Origin of the sequence: Enterobacter sp. RHBSTW-00901, assembly GCF_014103115.1 — a bacterium.
Classification (GTDB): Bacteria; Pseudomonadota; Gammaproteobacteria; order Enterobacterales; family Enterobacteriaceae; genus Enterobacter; species Enterobacter cloacae_P.
On sequence record NZ_JABXPB010000001.1, the window covers coordinates 4,122,143 to 4,139,602 of the forward strand.

The 17,460-nt window shown below is 53.1% G+C and carries 19 protein-coding genes; 9 read left to right on the forward strand and 10 right to left on the reverse strand.

Annotated elements, in window-relative coordinates; genetic code table 11:
* Positions 1-187 precede the first annotated feature (187 nt).
* From HV318_RS19840 to HV318_RS19850, 3 genes are all read right to left on the reverse strand, one after another.
* A complete protein-coding gene (locus HV318_RS19840; protein WP_024223630.1) occupies positions 188-1,354 on the reverse strand; it encodes an iron-containing alcohol dehydrogenase in 1,167 nt (388 codons plus the stop codon).
* A 422-nt stretch (positions 1,355-1,776) separates the two neighbouring features.
* A complete protein-coding gene (locus HV318_RS19845) occupies positions 1,777-2,718 on the reverse strand; it encodes a threonine ammonia-lyase (RefSeq protein ID WP_044351353.1) in 942 nt (313 codons plus the stop codon).
* The gene (locus HV318_RS19850) at positions 2,715-3,029 is read right to left on the reverse strand and encodes a succinylglutamate desuccinylase/aspartoacylase family protein (RefSeq protein ID WP_044351355.1); all 315 of its coding nucleotides are present in this window, start codon (positions 3,027-3,029) and stop codon (positions 2,715-2,717) included. The genes HV318_RS19845 and HV318_RS19850 overlap by 4 nt, the downstream gene beginning before the upstream one ends.
* Before the next feature lie 53 nt (positions 3,030-3,082).
* Between HV318_RS19850 and HV318_RS19855 the strand changes: the two genes are divergently transcribed.
* Positions 3,083-4,063: an IS5-like element ISKpn26 family transposase gene (locus tag HV318_RS19855; RefSeq protein ID WP_016156491.1), complete on the forward strand. Its 981-nt coding sequence runs from the start codon at positions 3,083-3,085 to the stop codon at positions 4,061-4,063.
* Positions 4,064-4,342: 279 nt separating this feature from the next.
* Here the strand turns inward: HV318_RS19855 and HV318_RS19860 are convergent, their stop codons facing one another.
* Both HV318_RS19860 and HV318_RS19865 read right to left on the reverse strand, forming a co-directional pair.
* Complete coding sequence (locus HV318_RS19860; RefSeq protein ID WP_001243598.1) at positions 4,343-4,807, reverse strand: methyltransferase family protein; 465 nt, start codon at positions 4,805-4,807, stop codon at positions 4,343-4,345.
* A gap of 245 nt (positions 4,808-5,052) precedes the next feature.
* Positions 5,053-6,711, reverse strand: coding sequence for an FAD-dependent oxidoreductase (locus tag HV318_RS19865; protein ID WP_000706606.1), 1,659 nt, complete (start codon positions 6,709-6,711; stop codon positions 5,053-5,055).
* A gap of 161 nt (positions 6,712-6,872) precedes the next feature.
* On the opposite strand from HV318_RS19865, the gene HV318_RS19870 reads away from it, so the two are divergent.
* A complete protein-coding gene (locus HV318_RS19870; RefSeq protein WP_000928911.1) occupies positions 6,873-7,223 on the forward strand; it encodes an ArsR/SmtB family transcription factor in 351 nt (116 codons plus the stop codon).
* A gap of 304 nt (positions 7,224-7,527) precedes the next feature.
* Here the strand turns inward: HV318_RS19870 and HV318_RS19875 are convergent, their stop codons facing one another.
* From HV318_RS19875 to HV318_RS19895, 5 genes are all read right to left on the reverse strand, one after another.
* Positions 7,528-8,004 carry a Dps family protein gene (locus tag HV318_RS19875; RefSeq protein WP_000043177.1) on the reverse strand — a complete coding sequence of 159 codons (477 nt, stop codon included), beginning with the start codon at positions 8,002-8,004 and terminating at the stop codon, positions 7,528-7,530.
* A gap of 114 nt (positions 8,005-8,118) precedes the next feature.
* Positions 8,119-8,556, reverse strand: coding sequence for a PaaI family thioesterase (locus HV318_RS24115; protein WP_016241611.1), 438 nt, complete (start codon positions 8,554-8,556; stop codon positions 8,119-8,121).
* A gap of 160 nt (positions 8,557-8,716) precedes the next feature.
* Positions 8,717-9,178, reverse strand: a complete 462-nt coding sequence (locus HV318_RS19885; RefSeq protein ID WP_000626969.1) for a NifB/NifX family molybdenum-iron cluster-binding protein — start codon at positions 9,176-9,178, stop codon at positions 8,717-8,719.
* The gene (locus HV318_RS19890) at positions 9,153-9,473 is read right to left on the reverse strand and encodes a DUF134 domain-containing protein (RefSeq protein ID WP_001137910.1); all 321 of its coding nucleotides are present in this window, start codon (positions 9,471-9,473) and stop codon (positions 9,153-9,155) included. Before HV318_RS19890 ends, HV318_RS19885 begins: the two co-directional genes overlap by 26 nt.
* A 459-nt stretch (positions 9,474-9,932) precedes the next feature.
* Positions 9,933-10,937, reverse strand: a complete 1,005-nt coding sequence (locus HV318_RS19895; protein ID WP_000427614.1) for an IS110-like element IS5075 family transposase — start codon at positions 10,935-10,937, stop codon at positions 9,933-9,935.
* A gap of 187 nt (positions 10,938-11,124) precedes the next feature.
* Here HV318_RS19895 and HV318_RS19900 point away from each other — a divergent pair, with 187 nt between their 5' ends.
* The 7 genes from HV318_RS19900 (at position 11,125) to HV318_RS19930 (ending at position 17,458) form a co-directional block, all read left to right on the forward strand.
* On the forward strand, positions 11,125-11,733 hold the full coding sequence (locus HV318_RS19900) for a TetR/AcrR family transcriptional regulator (RefSeq protein ID WP_182274094.1): 609 nt from the start codon (positions 11,125-11,127) through the stop codon (positions 11,731-11,733).
* Entirely contained in the window at positions 11,730-12,881 is a 1,152-nt protein-coding gene (locus tag HV318_RS19905) for an efflux RND transporter periplasmic adaptor subunit (protein ID WP_016236501.1), read from the forward strand. The genes HV318_RS19900 and HV318_RS19905 overlap by 4 nt, the downstream gene beginning before the upstream one ends.
* Positions 12,878-14,083 carry an ABC transporter permease gene (locus tag HV318_RS19910; RefSeq protein ID WP_000624215.1) on the forward strand — a complete coding sequence of 402 codons (1,206 nt, stop codon included), beginning with the start codon at positions 12,878-12,880 and terminating at the stop codon, positions 14,081-14,083. The genes HV318_RS19905 and HV318_RS19910 overlap by 4 nt, the downstream gene beginning before the upstream one ends.
* 1 nt (position 14,084) lies before the next feature.
* Positions 14,085-14,795 (forward strand): ABC transporter ATP-binding protein, encoded by a 711-nt coding sequence (locus HV318_RS19915; protein ID WP_004393997.1) that lies wholly within the window; start codon positions 14,085-14,087, stop codon positions 14,793-14,795.
* 28 nt (positions 14,796-14,823) lie between these two features.
* Entirely contained in the window at positions 14,824-15,297 is a 474-nt protein-coding gene (locus HV318_RS19920) for a cytochrome c (protein WP_016236502.1), read from the forward strand.
* Positions 15,284-16,771 (forward strand): efflux transporter outer membrane subunit, encoded by a 1,488-nt coding sequence (locus HV318_RS19925; protein WP_011784757.1) that lies wholly within the window; start codon positions 15,284-15,286, stop codon positions 16,769-16,771. The genes HV318_RS19920 and HV318_RS19925 overlap by 14 nt, the downstream gene beginning before the upstream one ends.
* 129 nt (positions 16,772-16,900) lie before the next feature.
* On the forward strand, positions 16,901-17,458 hold the full coding sequence (locus HV318_RS19930) for a recombinase family protein (RefSeq protein ID WP_130975182.1): 558 nt from the start codon (positions 16,901-16,903) through the stop codon (positions 17,456-17,458).
* Positions 17,459-17,460: the final 2 nt, after the last annotated feature.

A 17,460-nucleotide genomic window follows, 5' to 3' on the forward strand; every position in this document is an offset into this window, starting at 1 on the left:
TGATAATGGAATGGAAGAGTAAAGCGTACGCGCCAAGGATGGCGCGTGTTGAGCGTACACGGACGTACTTGCAGCGTCTTTACGAGCCATCCATTATCGCCGCGCGCTGCACCTTGTCAGCAACCTCAGGGGCAAAATGCCCCTGTTGCAACCATCATCTCACACTAATCGACGTTATGGCGGCAGATTACACAATCGCCTCACCTTCATACGCCTGACGATAGAGTTCGATAACCTGCTCTTTCGTCGCTTTTCGTGGATTCGTCAGTTGGCACACATCTTTCTTCGCATTTTCAGCCATCACAGCAAAGTCTTCCGGTTTAACGCCCAGGCTCTTGAGATCTTTCGGGATCCCGACTTGTTTACCCAAACGCTGGATAGCGCTAATCGCTTTGAGCGCCGCTTCATCTGTCGATAGACCCGCGACATTTTCCCCCATTGCTTCAGCGATATCCCTGAACCGATTTAAGTTGCCAATTAAATTAAATGATTCTACATACGGCAGCAGAATGGCATTACATACGCCATGCGGTAAATTATAAAAGCCGCCTAATTGGTGCGCCATCGCGTGCACATAACCTAACGACGCATTATTGAAGGCAATACCGGCCAGATATTGCGCATAGGCCATATTATCTCTGGCCTTCATATATTCACCGTTAGCAACTGCTTTCGGCAAATATTGCGTGATCATTTTAATGGCTTTTAATGCCGCCGCATCTGTCAACGGATTCGCCATGGTGGAAACATAGGCTTCTATCGCATGGGTTAATGCATCCATACCTGTCGCCGCAGTAAGCGACGGCGGCATACCCACCATCAACTCGGGGTCATTAATGGAGATTTGTGGCGTCACGCGCCAATCAACAATCGCCATTTTCACCTTGCGTTCGGTATCGGTAATAATACAGAAGCGCGTAATTTCAGACGCGGTGCCTGCGGTGGTATTAATGGCCATCAGTGGGATCATGTTGTTGATTGATTTATCAATACCTTCAAAATCACGGATACTCCCTCCGTTGGCAGCGATCAAACCAATCCCTTTCGCACAGTCATGAGAAGAACCACCGCCGAGAGACACAATGGCATTACACTCATTCTCACGATAGGATTTAATCCCCTCTTCCACATTTCTATCGGTTGGGTTAGGTTCTGCGCCGCCAAATATATGTACCCCAATGCCTACCTGCTGATAAATCGCCGCCACTTTATCTGCCATACCACTTTTGGCGAGAAATGCATCCGTCACAATCAGTATTTTTTTGACATTTAATGTTTTCGCAAGAACACCGGCTTCTTGCACACTTCCCTCACCAAAGACATTCCGTGTGGGCAAAAAATAATATGTTGACATCGTTTTCCCCTATTTCGTCATAATGGCTATAAGAATGTCCATTTAGGCTCCTGAATCCTGGTCATGGAAACAGCTTCATCACAGCAAAATAGAATGATGCCATGGCGAAAATAGCAAAAGCGCAGGCTGAACATCTGCTGGCAGTGTAAGGGATACCTCATAAAGAACCGTGATCAACCACACAAAAAGAATGATCTTTTTTAACAATAAGTGACATTGCATTCACAACTAGGCTGCGTTGCATTCGCAATCACGTTGCTTTTGGTGAGTGGAGTACGTGAGTTAAATAAAAAGCTACAACGTATTGAAATGGAGAGGCCGTTACTGCATATGCGCATCGCCAAGGCGGTATGGCATCCTGCCTACAACACCGCCTGTTACGCTACAGATGAGAAAACTGTCTTATCCGTTAACGACCCGGATCACATACCGTTAGTCCCACTCCCACACAAAACAACAGCGATTTTCTCATCGGGGTTTGTGACGAAGCATCTTCTTGTTACGGCCGCAACAGCCGTAGCCGCGCCCAATTCAATTGCCAGCCCTGTCGACGCCCATACTTCCCGTGCTGACGCTTCTACCTGGTCTTCAGGGACGAGGACAATCTCGTCTACATACTGCTCCGTCAATGCAAAATTAATCGCTTCTGTTGAACGTGCCGCAAGGATGGGAACAATCGTTTTTACATTCTCCAGTTTTACGATTTTTTGCTGCTGACGGCTGGTCCACATCATCGGGCATCCCGCTGCTTCAACACCAATGATACGAATGTCAGGTTTAAGCAGCTTGGCTGCCTGTGCCACCCCAGCGATAAGTCCGCCACCGCCGATTGAAACGACCAGTGTGTCAACCTCTGGCCATTGCTCCAGAATTTCCAGCACGATGGTTCCCTGACCAATGACGACATCTCTGTCAGCATAGGGGTGAAGTAATGCGCCCCCCGTTTCCTTTACTCGAACGCCGGCAGCATCCCAGCTTTGATCCCAGAAGTCGCCTTCAACAGTCAGTTTTGCTCCGTAACTTTCAATACGCTTTCGCGTCAGATCCGTGCTGGTATTCATCACAAAGACATCTGCGGGTATGCTGAGTTGCTGCCCTACGTAAGCGACTGCCGCACCGAAATTTCCCCCTGACGCAGTGGCTAACCCCTGCTGACGAACTGAGAGTGGGAGATTGAGGACACGGTTAAATGCACCTCGGGCTTTAAACGAGCCGGTTACCTGACAACATTCAGCTTTCAGTCTGAGCTCAATTCCCGGCACGGGCTGCCAGGGTGCCGTTTCAACAAGCGGCGTTTTGCGCACCCACGGTCGTACTCGATCCAGAGAAGCCTGATAGTCCGACAGGGTGATATCCTGATTCATGAGCGTTCCTTATTCGACAGGTTTTGTACCAAAACCGCAAGACTGTTGCCCTGAGACGTAGCACCAAAAGTGCGCTGAGAATAGACCCGTCCCTTGACCTTAAAATGTATAGCCTGCGGTATGGCTTCTGGTTCTGAGAGGCGGTGAAGCCATCCAGCCAGATCACCTGCTTGTACTTCATCACCGATTTCCACCACGGGTTCAAACCATCCATCGCCGGGCGAAAGAAGATTGCCACCGGCAGGAATGAAGACCTGTAATGAAGGATCGGCAGGCTGTGACGCGGTATTGATTAAGGAAGGTGCGAACAAGTTCCTGATATGAGATCATCATATTCATCCGGAGCGCATCCCAGAGGGACATCATGAGCCATCAACTCACCTTCGCCGATAGTGAATTCAGCACTAAGCGCCGTCAGACCCGAAAAGAGATTTTCCTCTCCCGCATGGAGCAGATTCTGCCATGGCAGAATATGACCGCTGTCATCGAGCCGTTTTATCCCAAGGCGGGCAATGGCCGACGGCCCTATCCGCTGGAGACCATGCTGCGTATTCACTGCATGCAGCATTGGTACAACCTGAGCGACGGTGCCATGGAAGATGCCCTGTACGAAATCGCCTCCATGCGCCTGTTTGCCCGATTATCCCTGGATAGCGCCCTGCCGGATCGCACCACCATCATGAATTTCCGCCACCTGCTCGAGCAGCATCAACTGGCCCGTCAATTGTTCAAGACCATCAATCGCTGGCTGGCCGAAGCAGGCGTCATGATGACCCAAGGCACTTTGGTGGATGCCACCATCATTGAGGCACCCAGCTCTACCAGGAACAAAGAGCAGCAACGCGATCCGGAGATGCATCAGACCAAGAAAGGCAATCAGTGGCACTTTGGCATGAAGGCCCACATTGGTGTCGATGCCAAGAGTGGCCTGACCCACAGCCTGGTCACCACCGCGGCCAACGAGCATGACCTCAATCAGCTGGGTAATCTGCTTCATGGAGAGGAGCAATTTGTCTCAGCCGATGCCGGCTACCAAGGAGCGCCACAGCGCGAGGAGCTGGCCGAGGTGGATGTGGACTGGCTGATCGCCGAGCGTCCCGGCAGGGTAAAAACCTTGAAGCAGCATCCGCGCAAGAACAAAACGGCCATCAACATCGAATACATGAAAGCCAGCATCCGTGCCAGGGTGGAGCACCCGTTTCGCATCATCAAGCGGCAGTTCGGCTTCGTGAAAGCCAGATACAAGGGGCTGCTGAAAAACGATAACCAACTGGCGATGTTATTCACCCTGGCCAACCTGTTTCGGGTGGACCAAATGATACGTCAGTGGGAGAGATCTCAGTAAAAACCGGAAATAACGCCAGAAATGGTGGAAAAAATAGCCTAAATAGGCTGATTCGATGTGTTTGCGGGAAAAAAATCGGCCCAGATCCGCGAAATTTTAATCAGCGAGTCAGCTTGGGAAGAAATGACCTGCTTATTCGCACCTTCCCTAAGGTACCAGCACTGGCTCAATGGCTACATACGGCACCTGGTTTACGATTACGATATAAAAGCTCAAGGATGATGAATTCTTTTCTTTATGATTTCGACGTTATTTGTCTCCTGCAACACCACGGGGTTGCTATAACCAGCGACGAACCCGTTGGGTATAGCGTTCCCATTCCAACCCGAAACGTTTTCGAAGCTGTACCTCTTCAACATGGATATGTAATCTGGCTACTACAAACATAAACAACGGTACAGCAAGTATCCCCACCAGGCTGCCAAAGCAGAGAGCAACGGATAACTGGAGCCCGCTCATTCCAAGGTAAATAGGGTTTCGACTCCATGCGTAACAACCGACAGTTACCAGCTTGGTGGTTCTATCCGGATGAAGCGGATTAAGCGTCGTGCCGTTCGTGCTCATCTGCCAAGCGGTGTGCAGTATCATGGTAATACAAACACCGGTCAGCAACACGCTTAGCACTATATTCACGATGTCGAAGGTAAAACGCGGGATTGCAGTCAACACATCAGTGACGAAAAACAGCAATAAGATGAGTGGGGGCGGAAACCATACTCTCAATCGAGTCACGAAGTTACGCATTACACAGACCTATCTCTGAACTAAGCAGCCTGATGGCTGCAAAATGAAAATCCAGTCCTTGCCATTCCTATAGTGACCATGAATCTGACATTATATGCCTGATCTGAAAAGTTATTTTTTTCATAACTGTCCTTATAACGGTGCGGGGTCAGTCCACACCTCTGTTCAGGTGAACAAATTCAGCAGACCACTTCACTGTTAAACCTGTGGCGATTCAGGGTGCCATGTGTATGGCACCTCATCTCTTATTTACTTATTGACTCCGTTACCGCCTGCCAGGTTATAAAGCCACCACTCAGATTATATGTCCTGAAGCCGTGGGCCTGAAGAATACGGTATGCCACATGCCCGCGCAGGCCACTCTGGCACCCTATAAAAATCTCTTTATCTTTAGGCACTTTTTCAAGATTCTCCCGCAGGGAATCCAGTGGAATGGATAGCGCGTCAGGATATTCGCCAAATTGTTTCAGTTCGGCAGGAGAGCGAATATCAAGTAAACAATAACTGCCCGGTTCCCGTTGTAACACATCGCTGACATGACATATGACCGTATCTCCTTTCATTACATTTGTCGCCACCATACCAGCCTGGTTAACGACGTCCCTTGCACTGTTAAAAGGTGGAGCATAAGTCAGCTCAAGATGTTCGAGATCGTTGACGGTAAGCCCCGCGCGCTGTGCGACAGACAGGACATCGATGCGTTTATCAACCCCTTTTTTCCCTGATGCCTGAGCCCCGAGAATTTTACCGGTATCGGGGCTGAACAGCAGTTTCAGACTGATCATCGTTGCCCCCGGGTAGTAACCGGCATGATCAGCGGCATGGACGTAAACCTTCTCGTATCGGGTGCCATGAACTTTCAGCTGCTTTTCATTCGCACCGACGCTGCCAATACTCAGCGAAAATACCTTACAAATGGATGTCCCCTGACTGCCATGGTAAAGGCTGTGACGATCTAGCATGTTATCAGCAGCAATGCGTCCCTGGCGGTTGGCGGGCCCTGCCAGAGGAAAATTAGCGGGTTCCTGAAAGACAAAGTCTGGAGTTTCAACGGCATCCCCCACGGCGTAGATGTCAGGGATACTGGTCTGCATACAGGCATTGACGCTTATGCCTCCCCGTTTACCCACTGCGAGCCCGGCTCCTGTGGCAAGGCTGTTCTCAGGTTTTACCCCGATGGCGAGAATAACCATGTCGGTCTGCAGAAACCCACCCTCAGACAGTGCAACGCGGAATCCCGTCTCTGTCCGCAGTACCTCGGTGAGCGCCGTTCTGAGACGCAGATCCACGCCATGACTCCGGATTTCCTGATGCAGGGCAGATGCCATTTCAGGATCAACCGGAGCCATAACCTGTTCCCCCATCTCCAGCAGGGTCACACTGATCCCCCGTTCGCTCAGAGCCTCCATCACTTCAAGTCCGATAAATCCCCCCCCGACAAGCGTGGTGTGAGCTACGTGATGTTGCTCAATCCACCCCAGGATAGCATCCATGTCAGTAAGATTTCGCAGCGTAAAGACACCCTCTTCCTGTAGCCCGGGCAAAGGAGGGACAACCGGAGCGGCGCCGGTACTGAGGAGCAGACGATCCCATTCTTCGCTATAGACCTCCCCTGAGGTCAGATTTTTAACCGTCACCGTTTTATTAACCGGATCCACTGACGTCACTTCATGACAGATACGGACGTCTATGTTAAAGCGGGATTTAAAATCCTCCGGGGTTTTCAGAATCAGTGACTGCCTTAAAGGAATTTTTCCGCCTATATGATAAGGTAATCCACAGTTGGCGAAAGAGACATCGCTTCCCCGTTCAAACACAACAATACTGACATCCTCTGATAACCGACGAGCTCTGGCTGCAGCGGATGCCCCGCCGGCAACACCACCAACAATCACTATTTTCATTACATCCTCTCTGTTCACCCGGGGCAAAAATGCCTGCCAGATATAATCGTTTCCCCGGGCCGGCAGGACGCTGCAGACCTGACGAACACGATGGCAAAATTACGATACCGTTAGTATACTAAATTATATTATATAAAAACACATAGTATGAGAAATCAGCAATGCTCATGAATGAAGACACAAAACGTCAGACAGATATGAAGAATGCGGCCCTGAGGGCAGCAGATGTCTTACGGGGACTGGCCAACAGCGACCGGTTGCTGTTGATGTGTCAGTTAAGCCTGGGGGAAGCGAATGTGGCCGGGCTGGAAGCGGCGGTCGGTATCACTCAGCCGACCCTGTCCCAGCAGCTGGGTGTAATGCGCCGCCTGAAGCTGGTCGAGACCCGACGGGCAGGTAAAATGGTATATTACCGTATTGAGGATAACCGTATCATGACGTTGTTAAATACCTTATATGATCTCTACTGCCCGCAGGCAGGCACCGGTAAAGGAAGCCATAACAACGAATAATATGATCCTGCTTTCCCCGTAAACCGTTTTATCCATGCATCATTAACCCTGTTCAGGCTGTGAAATGCCAGACCGGAACCTGCGATACCTTAACGGGAAAACAACAGTGGTCCGGATATACCAGCCGATGATGCCCGTCACGGACTGTATTTCTCGTTCACGCATTCACTGATTAACCCACTGATTCAATGGTGTTTAATACTGTGACGGTCAGAAAAAACAGCCACAGGAACACGGATGATTCTGCACTGTCAGTAATAGCCTGTGGCTGACAAACCGTTTTTTCTGCTGCCACGGGGTGACATTATTCAAGCAGGCTACGCAACATCCAGGCAGTTTTCTCATGTAACTGGATACGTTGTGTAAGCAGATCTGCTGTGGCTTCATCATTCGCATTATTAACGAGCGGGAACAGGGAGCGTGCAGTTTTAACCACGGTCTCCTGGCCCTGGACAAGATTTTCAATCATGTTTTTTGCTGCCGGAATATCCTTATCTTCATTAACCGCTGTTAAACGTGAAAATTCATGATATGTGCCGGGCGCGAAGCATCCGAGCGAGCGTATACGTTCAGCGATATCATCAACGGCAGTGGCCAGCTCATTGTATTGATTTTCAAACATTAAATGTAAGCTGTTAAACATGGGGCCAGTTACATTCCAGTGATAGTAATGTGTTTTTATATACAGGGTATAGGTGTCAGCAAGAAGCCGGGACAGGCCGTCTGCAATCTCCACCCGGGATGATTCAGCAATACCAATATCAATGATTTGTTTACTCATAACTACCTCTTGCACGGTTTCAGTGGAATATACGATATGCGATTATTCTTTCCGGTCTGAGCAAAACACGCCTCAAATTTTTATAATAACCAGGTACACCTGTCGTCTGTCACACTAGCGATGCGCCAGAGCAATATCCTGCGACGGAACAATGAATTTCGCCGTGGCACGTGCCACTGTCTGCTGTCCTTTTGTCAGCCATGCTTCAAGCAGGTAAATCCCCCTGCGTTGCCCAAGCAGTCTGGCACATACCATCAGTTTGTCTCCGGTACAAACGGGTGAAATGAATCTTACCGTCAGTTCAGCCGTCAGGGCTTGCACACCCTGCATGAACAAACAATGAGTCATTGCTGCATCCAGCAGGGTACTCGTCATTCCGCCATGTAAAAGACCCGTATACCCCTGATGCCTGTGATTGGCCGTGTAGTCCGCACATACAGAGCCATCCGGGTGCTCTGAAAACATTAAGTTCACCGTATCAGGGTTGTTGTCGCGGGAACTACAGACCATACAACAGGTATGGGCCTTTCTGGCATCAAGATAACAATTCATCTGTTTCTGCTCAGCGTCCGGTTGTACTGACGGGAGGCATCCGGAATTCAGTCAGCTGAGGGGCTCCCCCGGCATCATTACTGCCTCCTCCACACATTCCGGCTCCTGGTTTATACACAATACGGGTCTGATAAAAATCACCGCCCGTGATGAAATAAACTCATGAATGGCAACAGCGCCCGTTTCCGTGATGATGCTGACGCCCACCCTGGCACGCATTTTCTGCTGTGTTCCCGTCAGAGTGACAGCATTTTTTCCCTTTCGCCTCATGATGAAAGGACTGGCGTCCCTGCTCCGGCTTATTCAGTTCAGTCAGAACACGGGTATCCGGATCACACAGTTCAGTGAACAAACGACGACCACAGTCAGTCTGGTACACCGCGATCTGATGCCCCAGTAATTTACCCAGCATCCGTTCCCCGATGTTACGGACCACAACGCGGCTGACTTGCTGTTGAACCAGCAGGTCAACCAGCTTCCGTTTACCTGAACAATCTGCGCCCAGCGCGGGATTTTCTGTCCGGCTGAGCTCCACACCGCGCTCATCCACCAGGACAAGGTGACTCGCTTTGGTAAAATGATTTGCTACCCGGTCGTCATTCACTGGAATGGCTGTGATCATCTTGTGTAACACCTTCCCTTTCAGAGTGCATTATTAAGGCCTTGCCCTGAGTGAGACAGTCCACAACCTTAAAACGGGCTGCTTTCAGGACATTGGCCAGTGTCTGCCTTGAAACCCCCATTGCAACAGCCGCTTCCTGCTGTTGCATGCCCAGTAAATCGACCAGCCGTAACGCTTCAAACTCATCTTCTTTTAAATGAACATGTTCAAGCTGGCTCATCGGTCGCGCATTGGGCTTAAAACAGGTATCCGCAGGGCGGCCACAGATGTTACGGGGAATTCTGGGTCTTGGCATGAAGGCTCCTTATTGGCATATGCTATATATACACTCATAAACTGGCATATGCAATATACTCTGCTCACCGGTGGAGAATTTTTTGCTTTACCCTGGAGTCTGTAAGTGGGCAGCAGGTCATGAGAGATGAAGAGAAAGAAAACAGATACTGTATGAGACTCAATTTAAAGTGCTGCCATAAGGGGGTCGTCTCAGAAAACGGAATCTATGGTCACTCCCGTTTTTGCAACACCGATTTTGACGACAAGTTGGCTTGCTTGAATCTATCCGGCGTCTGAATGGGATTTTATTCCCGCGCCTCGATGAGTTCCGCGCCTGATGAACCTCCAGAAAATATACGGCTTCAATGAGCCTTTCCGTTTTACAGGTTCCTCAACAGGCCGGTGGGCCGTTAGTATCATCAATATCAGTATTCGCAAAACCAGATGAATGATTGTTTAAACTGGTGTATTTCTGCCTTTATGCTTCGTAAGTTTGCTGTCGCGCCGTCAGTGCCCAGGCTATTCTGGCCAGCTTGTTTGCCAGAGCACAGGTGACGACAAAGTTGCTTTTCCGACACAACAACTCCCTGACCCAGTCGGCCAACTTGCCAGACTGGTGTTCCAGTTTTTGTATGAATACCCTGGCACACTGAACCAACAAAGTTCGGATCTTTTTGTTGCCCCGCTTGCTAATCCCTAACAATGTCGTCCGACCTCCCGTGCTGTACTGTCGGGGTACCAGCCCTGTTGCCGCCGCAAAGTCACGGCTGCTGGCGTACTGCTTCCCGTCGCCAATCTCAGTTGAAATAGTACTGGCAGTCAGCGTTCCAACGCAGGGAATACTCAGCAAGCGCTGTCCAACCTCATCTTCGTCCAACTTTCGTTTCAACTGAGATTCCAGATCTTTAATCTGCTCAACAAGATAGTGATAATGCTGTTGTAATTTCAGCAGTAACTGGCTGAGATAAAGAGGCAAACTACTGTCCTCAAGAAGGGTACTCAGTCGACTAATAACGGCAGCACCTCGCGGAACGCTGATACCAAATTCCAGCAGAAAAGCATGCATCTGATTAGTTGTTTTCACCTTATCCTGAACCAGGGATTCACGGACACGATGCAGAGCTCGCATTGCCTGCTGAGATTCGGTTCTGGGCTGCACGAAACGCATAGATGGACGTGATGCTGCTTCACAGATAGCTTCAGCATCAACGAAGTCATTTTTGTTGCTTTTAACGAATGGGCGGACAAATTGCGGTGATATCAGCTTTGGAAAATGCCCTAACTCTGCCAGCTTGCGTGCCATAAAGTGAGAACCGCCACAGGCTTCCATCGCGATGGTTGTTGCCGGGCATGTCGCCAGAAATTCGATTAGCTTTGGTCGGGTGAATTTTTTACGGTAAACGGCCTTCCCACGATGATCCTGACAATGAATATGGAAAGAGTTCTTACCCAGATCGATACCAATAAGCGCAATGTTTTCCATGATGGTTCTCCGAATGAAAGCCTGTCCTCAGCATAGTACTGGGAAGGAGGGAGTGACCATCTCATTAAATAAAGCACGTTAAGCCCATTGCAGACTCTAGATATTGACGAGTACGTCGGGTTTTCTCTTGTTTGAGTTGCCTCTTGTGGTAAGATAGTAATCAATTACTATCTTACAAGGAGTGCTCGTGGACACCCATCCAAAGCATCTGCCGGCCGATGAACGTCGTGCCGTAACTGTCGAGTCCGTCGTGGCGCTTGCCGGTTCACAAAACCCAAGCGAGATAACCACTGCGGCTATCGCTAAACATATGAACTTGACCCAGGGTGCGCTGTTTCGGCACTTCCCGAACAAGGAAGCCATTTGGCAGGCGGTCATGGAGTGGGTAGCAGAGCGCCTATTAGCCAGAATCGATCGATCCGCACAAGGAATCGAGTCGCCCTTGGCAGCCATGGAGGCGATGTTCATGAGTCATATCGAATTCGTAGCTGAGCACCCAGGCGTGCCAAGAATGATGTTTGGTGAGCTTCAGCGTGCCGAATCGACACCGGCCAAGCGCATGGTGCAAACCTTGATTCAGCGCTACAGCGAACGTTTGCATCATCTCATCGAGAAAGGCAAGGCCAGCGGCGAGTTGTCTCCCTCGCTTGACAACGAGGCGGCGGCAACGCTGTTCATTGGCACGATCCAGGGCTTGGTCATGCAATCGCTGTTGGCGGGTGATGTGGGACGTATGCACCGCGATGCGCCGCGCGTCTTTGCAATTTATCGGCGTGGCATAAGGAGTGCGCAATGAAAAAGTTACCCTTGCAAGGCCGCACCCTGGCACTGCTTGCCGTCATCATTCCTTTGCTGGTGCTTTTTATTTATGTCGGTCTGCGATCAGGGCCGCTCGCCCCGGTCGCTGTGACGGTGGCAAGCGTGGAATCACGGGCTATCACACCGGCGCTGTTCGGCATCGGCACGGTGGAGGCGCGCTACACCTACAAGATCGGGCCGACGTTTGCCGGGCGCGTCAAACGCCTGGAGGTGCATGTAGGCGACCAGGTCAAGGCCGGACAGGTGCTCGGCGAGATGGAGCCGGTCGACCTTGATGATCGGGTGCGCTCACAGGAGTCTGTATTCAAGCGGGCGGAAGCGGCTTTGCGCGAGGCAGAAGCCCGGCAAGCCTACGCGCAAACCCAGGCGCGCCGCTATGAGCAATTGTTTGCGGTGCGCTCGACCAGCGAGGAAATCGTCACCACCAAGCGGCAGGAACTGCAGATCGCCGATGCCGCCCTATCCGCCGCTCGGGAAGATATTGCCCGGGCACGCTCCGACCGCGAAGCACTCGTCGCGCAGCGGAGCAATCTGCGCCTGATCGCGCCGGTCGACGGTGTAGTCGCCGTGCGCGATGCTGATCCCGGCACGACCATCGTCGCGGGCCAGGCCGTGGTGGAAGTGATCGACCCCAAGAGTTTGTGGATCAATGTGCGCTTCGACCAGATCAGCGCATCGGGGCTGGCTGGGGGGCTGCCGGCTCATATCGTCCTGCGTTCGCGTGGTGGCCAGACCTTGAAAGGTCGCGTGCTGCGGGTGGAACCCAAGGCCGACGCGGTAACCGAGGAAACGCTTGCCAAGGTGACATTCGATAACAAACCAGAACCTTTGCCACCAGTGGGTGAACTGGCCGAAGTCACGGTTGACTTGCCGGCGCTCCCGGCCGCTCCACTGATCCCCAACGCTGCCGTCCAGCGTGAAGGCGATAAAGTTGGTGTCTGGCAAATCGTGGATGGTGATCTGCATTTCTCCCCGGTCAAGCTCGGCACTTCCGACCTCAATGGTTACGTGCAGGTGCGCGAAGGGCTCAAGAATGGGGACCAGGTTGTGACCTATAGCGAAAAGGCACTGACGGCGCGCAGCCGCATCCATGTGGTCGAGCATATCCCGGGAGTTTCACGATGATCAGCCTGGCCGGCCGCGACATTCTCCATGCCTGGGGGAAATTCGTCTTCACCGGCATCGGTCTGGGTCTGCTGATCGGCGTCACCCTAGTCATGGCTGGGGTGTACCGAGGCATGGTGGACGACGGCAAGGCGTTGCTCGACAACAGTGGCGCTGACCTTTGGGTGGTGCAAAAGGATACTCTGGGTCCTTATGCGGAGTCGTCCAGCCTCAACGATGACGTGTATCGCGCCATTCTCGCCATGCCGGGAGTCTCACAGGCAGCGAACGCGACCTACCTGACCATGCAGGTACGCAAGGGCGAGAGTGATGTACGCACCATGGTGGTCGGCATCGCGCCCGGTGCGTTGGGGGCTACACCCGGATGGCCTCCTTATCTCGTCGCTGGACGCCAGATCACGCGCGGTCACTACGAGGCTGTGGCCGACATCGCCACCGGCTTCAAACTGGGAGATCGTCTTACCATTCGCCGCAATCATTACACCGTCGTGGGGCTGACACGGCGTATGGTGTCGTCCAGCGGCGACCCGATGGTATTCATTCCGCTCAAAGATGCCCAGGAGGCCCAGTTCCTCAAGGACAACGATGCCATCTGGCAAAGCCGGCGTCGCACCGAAGCCAACCCGGTCTTCAATCGACCCGGTGATCCAGGTTTGCTGGATGCCGTGATTGCTTCACAGAGCAGCAACGCGTTCGTCAATGCCGTGCTGGTCACTCTGAAACCTGGTCATGCGCCGGACGAGGTTGCCGAATCCATCCAGCGCTGGAAGCGTTTGACGGTCTACACCCGGGCACAGATGGAAGACATCCTCGTCGGCAAGCTGATCGCCACCTCGGCCAAGCAGATCGGCATGTTCCTTGTGATTCTGGCCATCGTTAGCGCGGCCATCGTTGCCTTCATCATCTATTCGCTGACGATGGACAAAATCCGTGAGATCGCGGTGTTGAAGCTCATCGGCACACGCAACCGAACCATCGCCGCGATGATCATGCAGCAGGCGCTCGCCCTGGGCGTGATTGGCTTCGTGGTCGGCAAGATCACAGCCACCTTTTCAGCACCGGCTTTTCCAAAATATGTCCTGCTCACGCCAATGGATTCTGTCGCCGGTTTTTTTGCCGTGCTCGTGATCTGCGTTCTAGCTAGCCTCGTCGCCATTCGCATAGCACTCAAGGTCGATCCGGCCGAAGCCATTGGAGGTTGAGATGAGTGGCAAAGGGATACACATCGAAAGTTTAAGCAAGCGGTATGGCGATGGTGACACCGCTGTCTTTGCCTTGAGAGACGTGAATATGCATGTTGCGCCTGGTGAAGTGGTGGGACTGATCGGCCCTTCCGGGTCCGGCAAGAGCACGCTGCTCAAGTGTCTGGGTGCGGTGATCGAACCGACCGCCGGTCGCATGACGCTGGGCGATGAAGTGATCTACGCCGATGGCTGGAAAGTCCGCGACCTGCGCGCCTTACGGCGTGACAAGATCGGTTTCGTTTTCCAGGCGCCGTACCTGATTCCGTTTCTCGATGTCACCGACAACGTGGCGCTGCTGCCGATGCTTGCAGGCGTCGCGAATGGAGAGTCGCGCGCGAAGGCACTGGAATTGCTCACAGCGCTTGATGTGCAACACCGAGCTCGCGCAATGCCCTCGCAACTCTCCGGTGGCGAGCAGCAACGGGTCGCCATCGCGCGCGGACTGGTCAATCGTCCGCCGGTGATCCTGGCCGATGAACCCACTGCGCCGCTGGATTCCGAGCGCGCCATGGCTGTAATCCGCATCCTCAACGACATGGCCCGGAAGTTCGAGACCGCCATCATCGTCGTCACCCATGACGAAAAGATCATCCCCACATTCAAGCGCATCTACCACATCCGCGACGGCGTGACCCATGAGGAAGCTGGCGAAGGGCGGGAGTTCGAATGAGAGAACGATTGAATTACAGGAGAATTTCATGACCCACCGCAAACACAGCCACGCATTTGGAACTATCACCCTGACCGTTACGGCCTGCCTGCTTTTATGGGGTTTTCAGTTGCCAGCTTGGGCTGGTGACGCTACCCAGGTTGAGCCACTGGCGCTACGCAAGATCATGCAGGAACTCGGGCGCAACATGCAGGCTATTACCGGTGCGATTTCGCAGGAGGAATGGGTTCAGGTCGTTCAGCTCGCCCCAAAAGTTGCTGCACACCCCGAGCCACCGCTTACTGAAAAAATGCGCATCCTTGCTTACCTCGGCGCTGATGCGACCAAGTTCAGAAACTTTGACGCGCAGACTCACGAGGCGGCGCTGGCCATGAAGCTGGCTGCTGCGAGCAGCGACGGCAAGGCGGTGACCCAATCATTCGCCCACGTGCAGGAAAGCTGCTTGGGCTGCCACCAAGCTTTCCGTAAACCTTTCGTGGAGCATTTTTATGGAGCACGCTAAAACATGCCAGCGCCCCATCAGCCTCGAAAGACGGCTTGCGGCAACTTACCTGGTAGCTGGTCTGGTCACCGCCGGTCTGGCCGGCTGCGCCGCCGGCCCTGATTTTCAGCGTCCCACCGCACCCGATGTGGCTCGCTACACTGCAACACCGGTAGCTGATAGAACCGTGTCCGCTCCCACGCAGTTCGGCGAAACACAACGTCTAGTCGAAGGGCTTCCGATCGAAACGCAATGGTGGCAAAGCTTGGGTTCATCCGCACTCGACGGACTGATAAACGAAGCTTTCCATGTCAGCCCGACGCTGGCGAGCATCAGCGCCAATTTGCGACAGGCGCAGGAGCTTCTTGCCGCACAGGCGGGCTCGACGCAATATCCACAGGTAGATGTCGCACTGGGATCTCAGCGCCAGCAAATGAGTCCCAGTAGCCAAGGGTTGAGCGGAGACGCACGTCAATTCAGCCTCTACAACGCCAGCGTTGGCGTGCATTACAACCTCGATCTGGCTGGCGGCAACCGGCGCGCACTCGAAGCCTTGGCTGCTCGCGCCGACTACCGTCGCTTCGAACTGAATGCTGCGCGCCTGGCCCTTGCCGGCAACATGGCAACCGCTGCCATTACCCGAGCACGCCTCGCCGCGCAACTAGAAGCCACTACTGCCATTTTGCGCGTGCAGGATGAGCAACTGCGCCTGGCCCATGAACGCGTGCGTATCGGTCAGGCCTCACCTGATGAAGCGTTGAGCCTACAAGCTCAGGCGGAGCAAACGCGGGCAGAACTGCCTGCGCTGCGTAAACAACTGCAACAAACCGAACATCTACTGGCGGTGCTAGCCGGTCGTGCCCCAGGCACGGGTGGCATCCCGGCCTTCACTCTGGCCGATTTCACTCTACCCGTCGAGATGCCGCTCGTCGTGCCCTCAGAACTGGTGCGCCGCCGACCGGATATCCAGGCGTCAGAGGCGCTGTTGCATGCGGCCAATGCAGACTATGGTGTGGCTGTCGCCAAGCTCTACCCACAGATCAACCTGAGCGCCAACCTTGGTTCTCAGGCGCTGACCACCGGTGCCCTGTTCGGTGGTGGCTCGGCAGTGTGGGGCCTGGTTGCGCAGCTCACCCAGCCTCTTTTTAATCCAGGGCTACCCGCTGAAAAAAGAGCGGCGCTCGCCGCTTTTGATGCCGCCGTAGCCAATTACCAGAGCGTCGTATTGGAGTCTTTGCGTAACGTCGCCGACACCCTGCGCGCGGTGGAAAGCGATGCACAAACTTTGACTGCCCTCGCTGCCGCTGATATGGCTGCACAGGCCTCCTTGCAGTCGGTCGAGCGGCAATACCGGCTGGGCGCGGCCAGCTACCTGCAACTGCTCATCGCGCAGCAACAGGCACAGTCAATCCGGATCAATATGGTTGCGGTCCAGGCACAACGCCTAGTCGATAGTGTTGCTTTATATCAGGCCCTGGGAGGTGGTGTCAGTTAAGACTAACCCTAACCTGATGTCAGATGTTGAGCACAAACAACGTCAGAGTAGGGTATTAATTTATATTTATTGACACATTCAGCCAAGGGTAATAGATTTCATCCTGACATTTTTACCTTTGGAGGCATCTTGCAAGGTCAACGTATCGGCTACGTTCGCGTCAGCAGCTTCGACCAGAATCCTGATCGACAACTGGAACAAATAGAAGTCGGCAAGGTATTCACCGATAAGGCTTCAGGCAAGGACACACAACGTCCCGAACTTGAAAGGCTGCTGGCCTTCGTCCGCGAGGGCGACACCGTGGTGGTGCATAGCATGGACAGGTTGGCACGCAACCTTGATGACCTGCGCCGCATCGTCCAAGGGCTGACACAACGGGGCGTGCGCATGGAGTTCGTCAAAGAAGGGCTAACGTTCACCGGCGAGGACTCACCGACGGCCAATCTGATGCTGTCGGTCATGGGAGCCTTTGCTGAGTTCGAGCGCGCTCTGATCCGCGAACGTCAGCGCGAGGGAATCGTGCTGGCTAAGCAGCGCGGGGCCTACCGGGGACGAAAGAAATCGCTGAACAGCGAACAAATTGCCGAGTTGAAACGGCGAGTTGCGGCAGGCGAGCAGAAAACCTTGGTGGCCCGTGACTTCGGCATCAGCCGCGAAACCTTGTACCAGTACCTGCGGGAAGACTGACC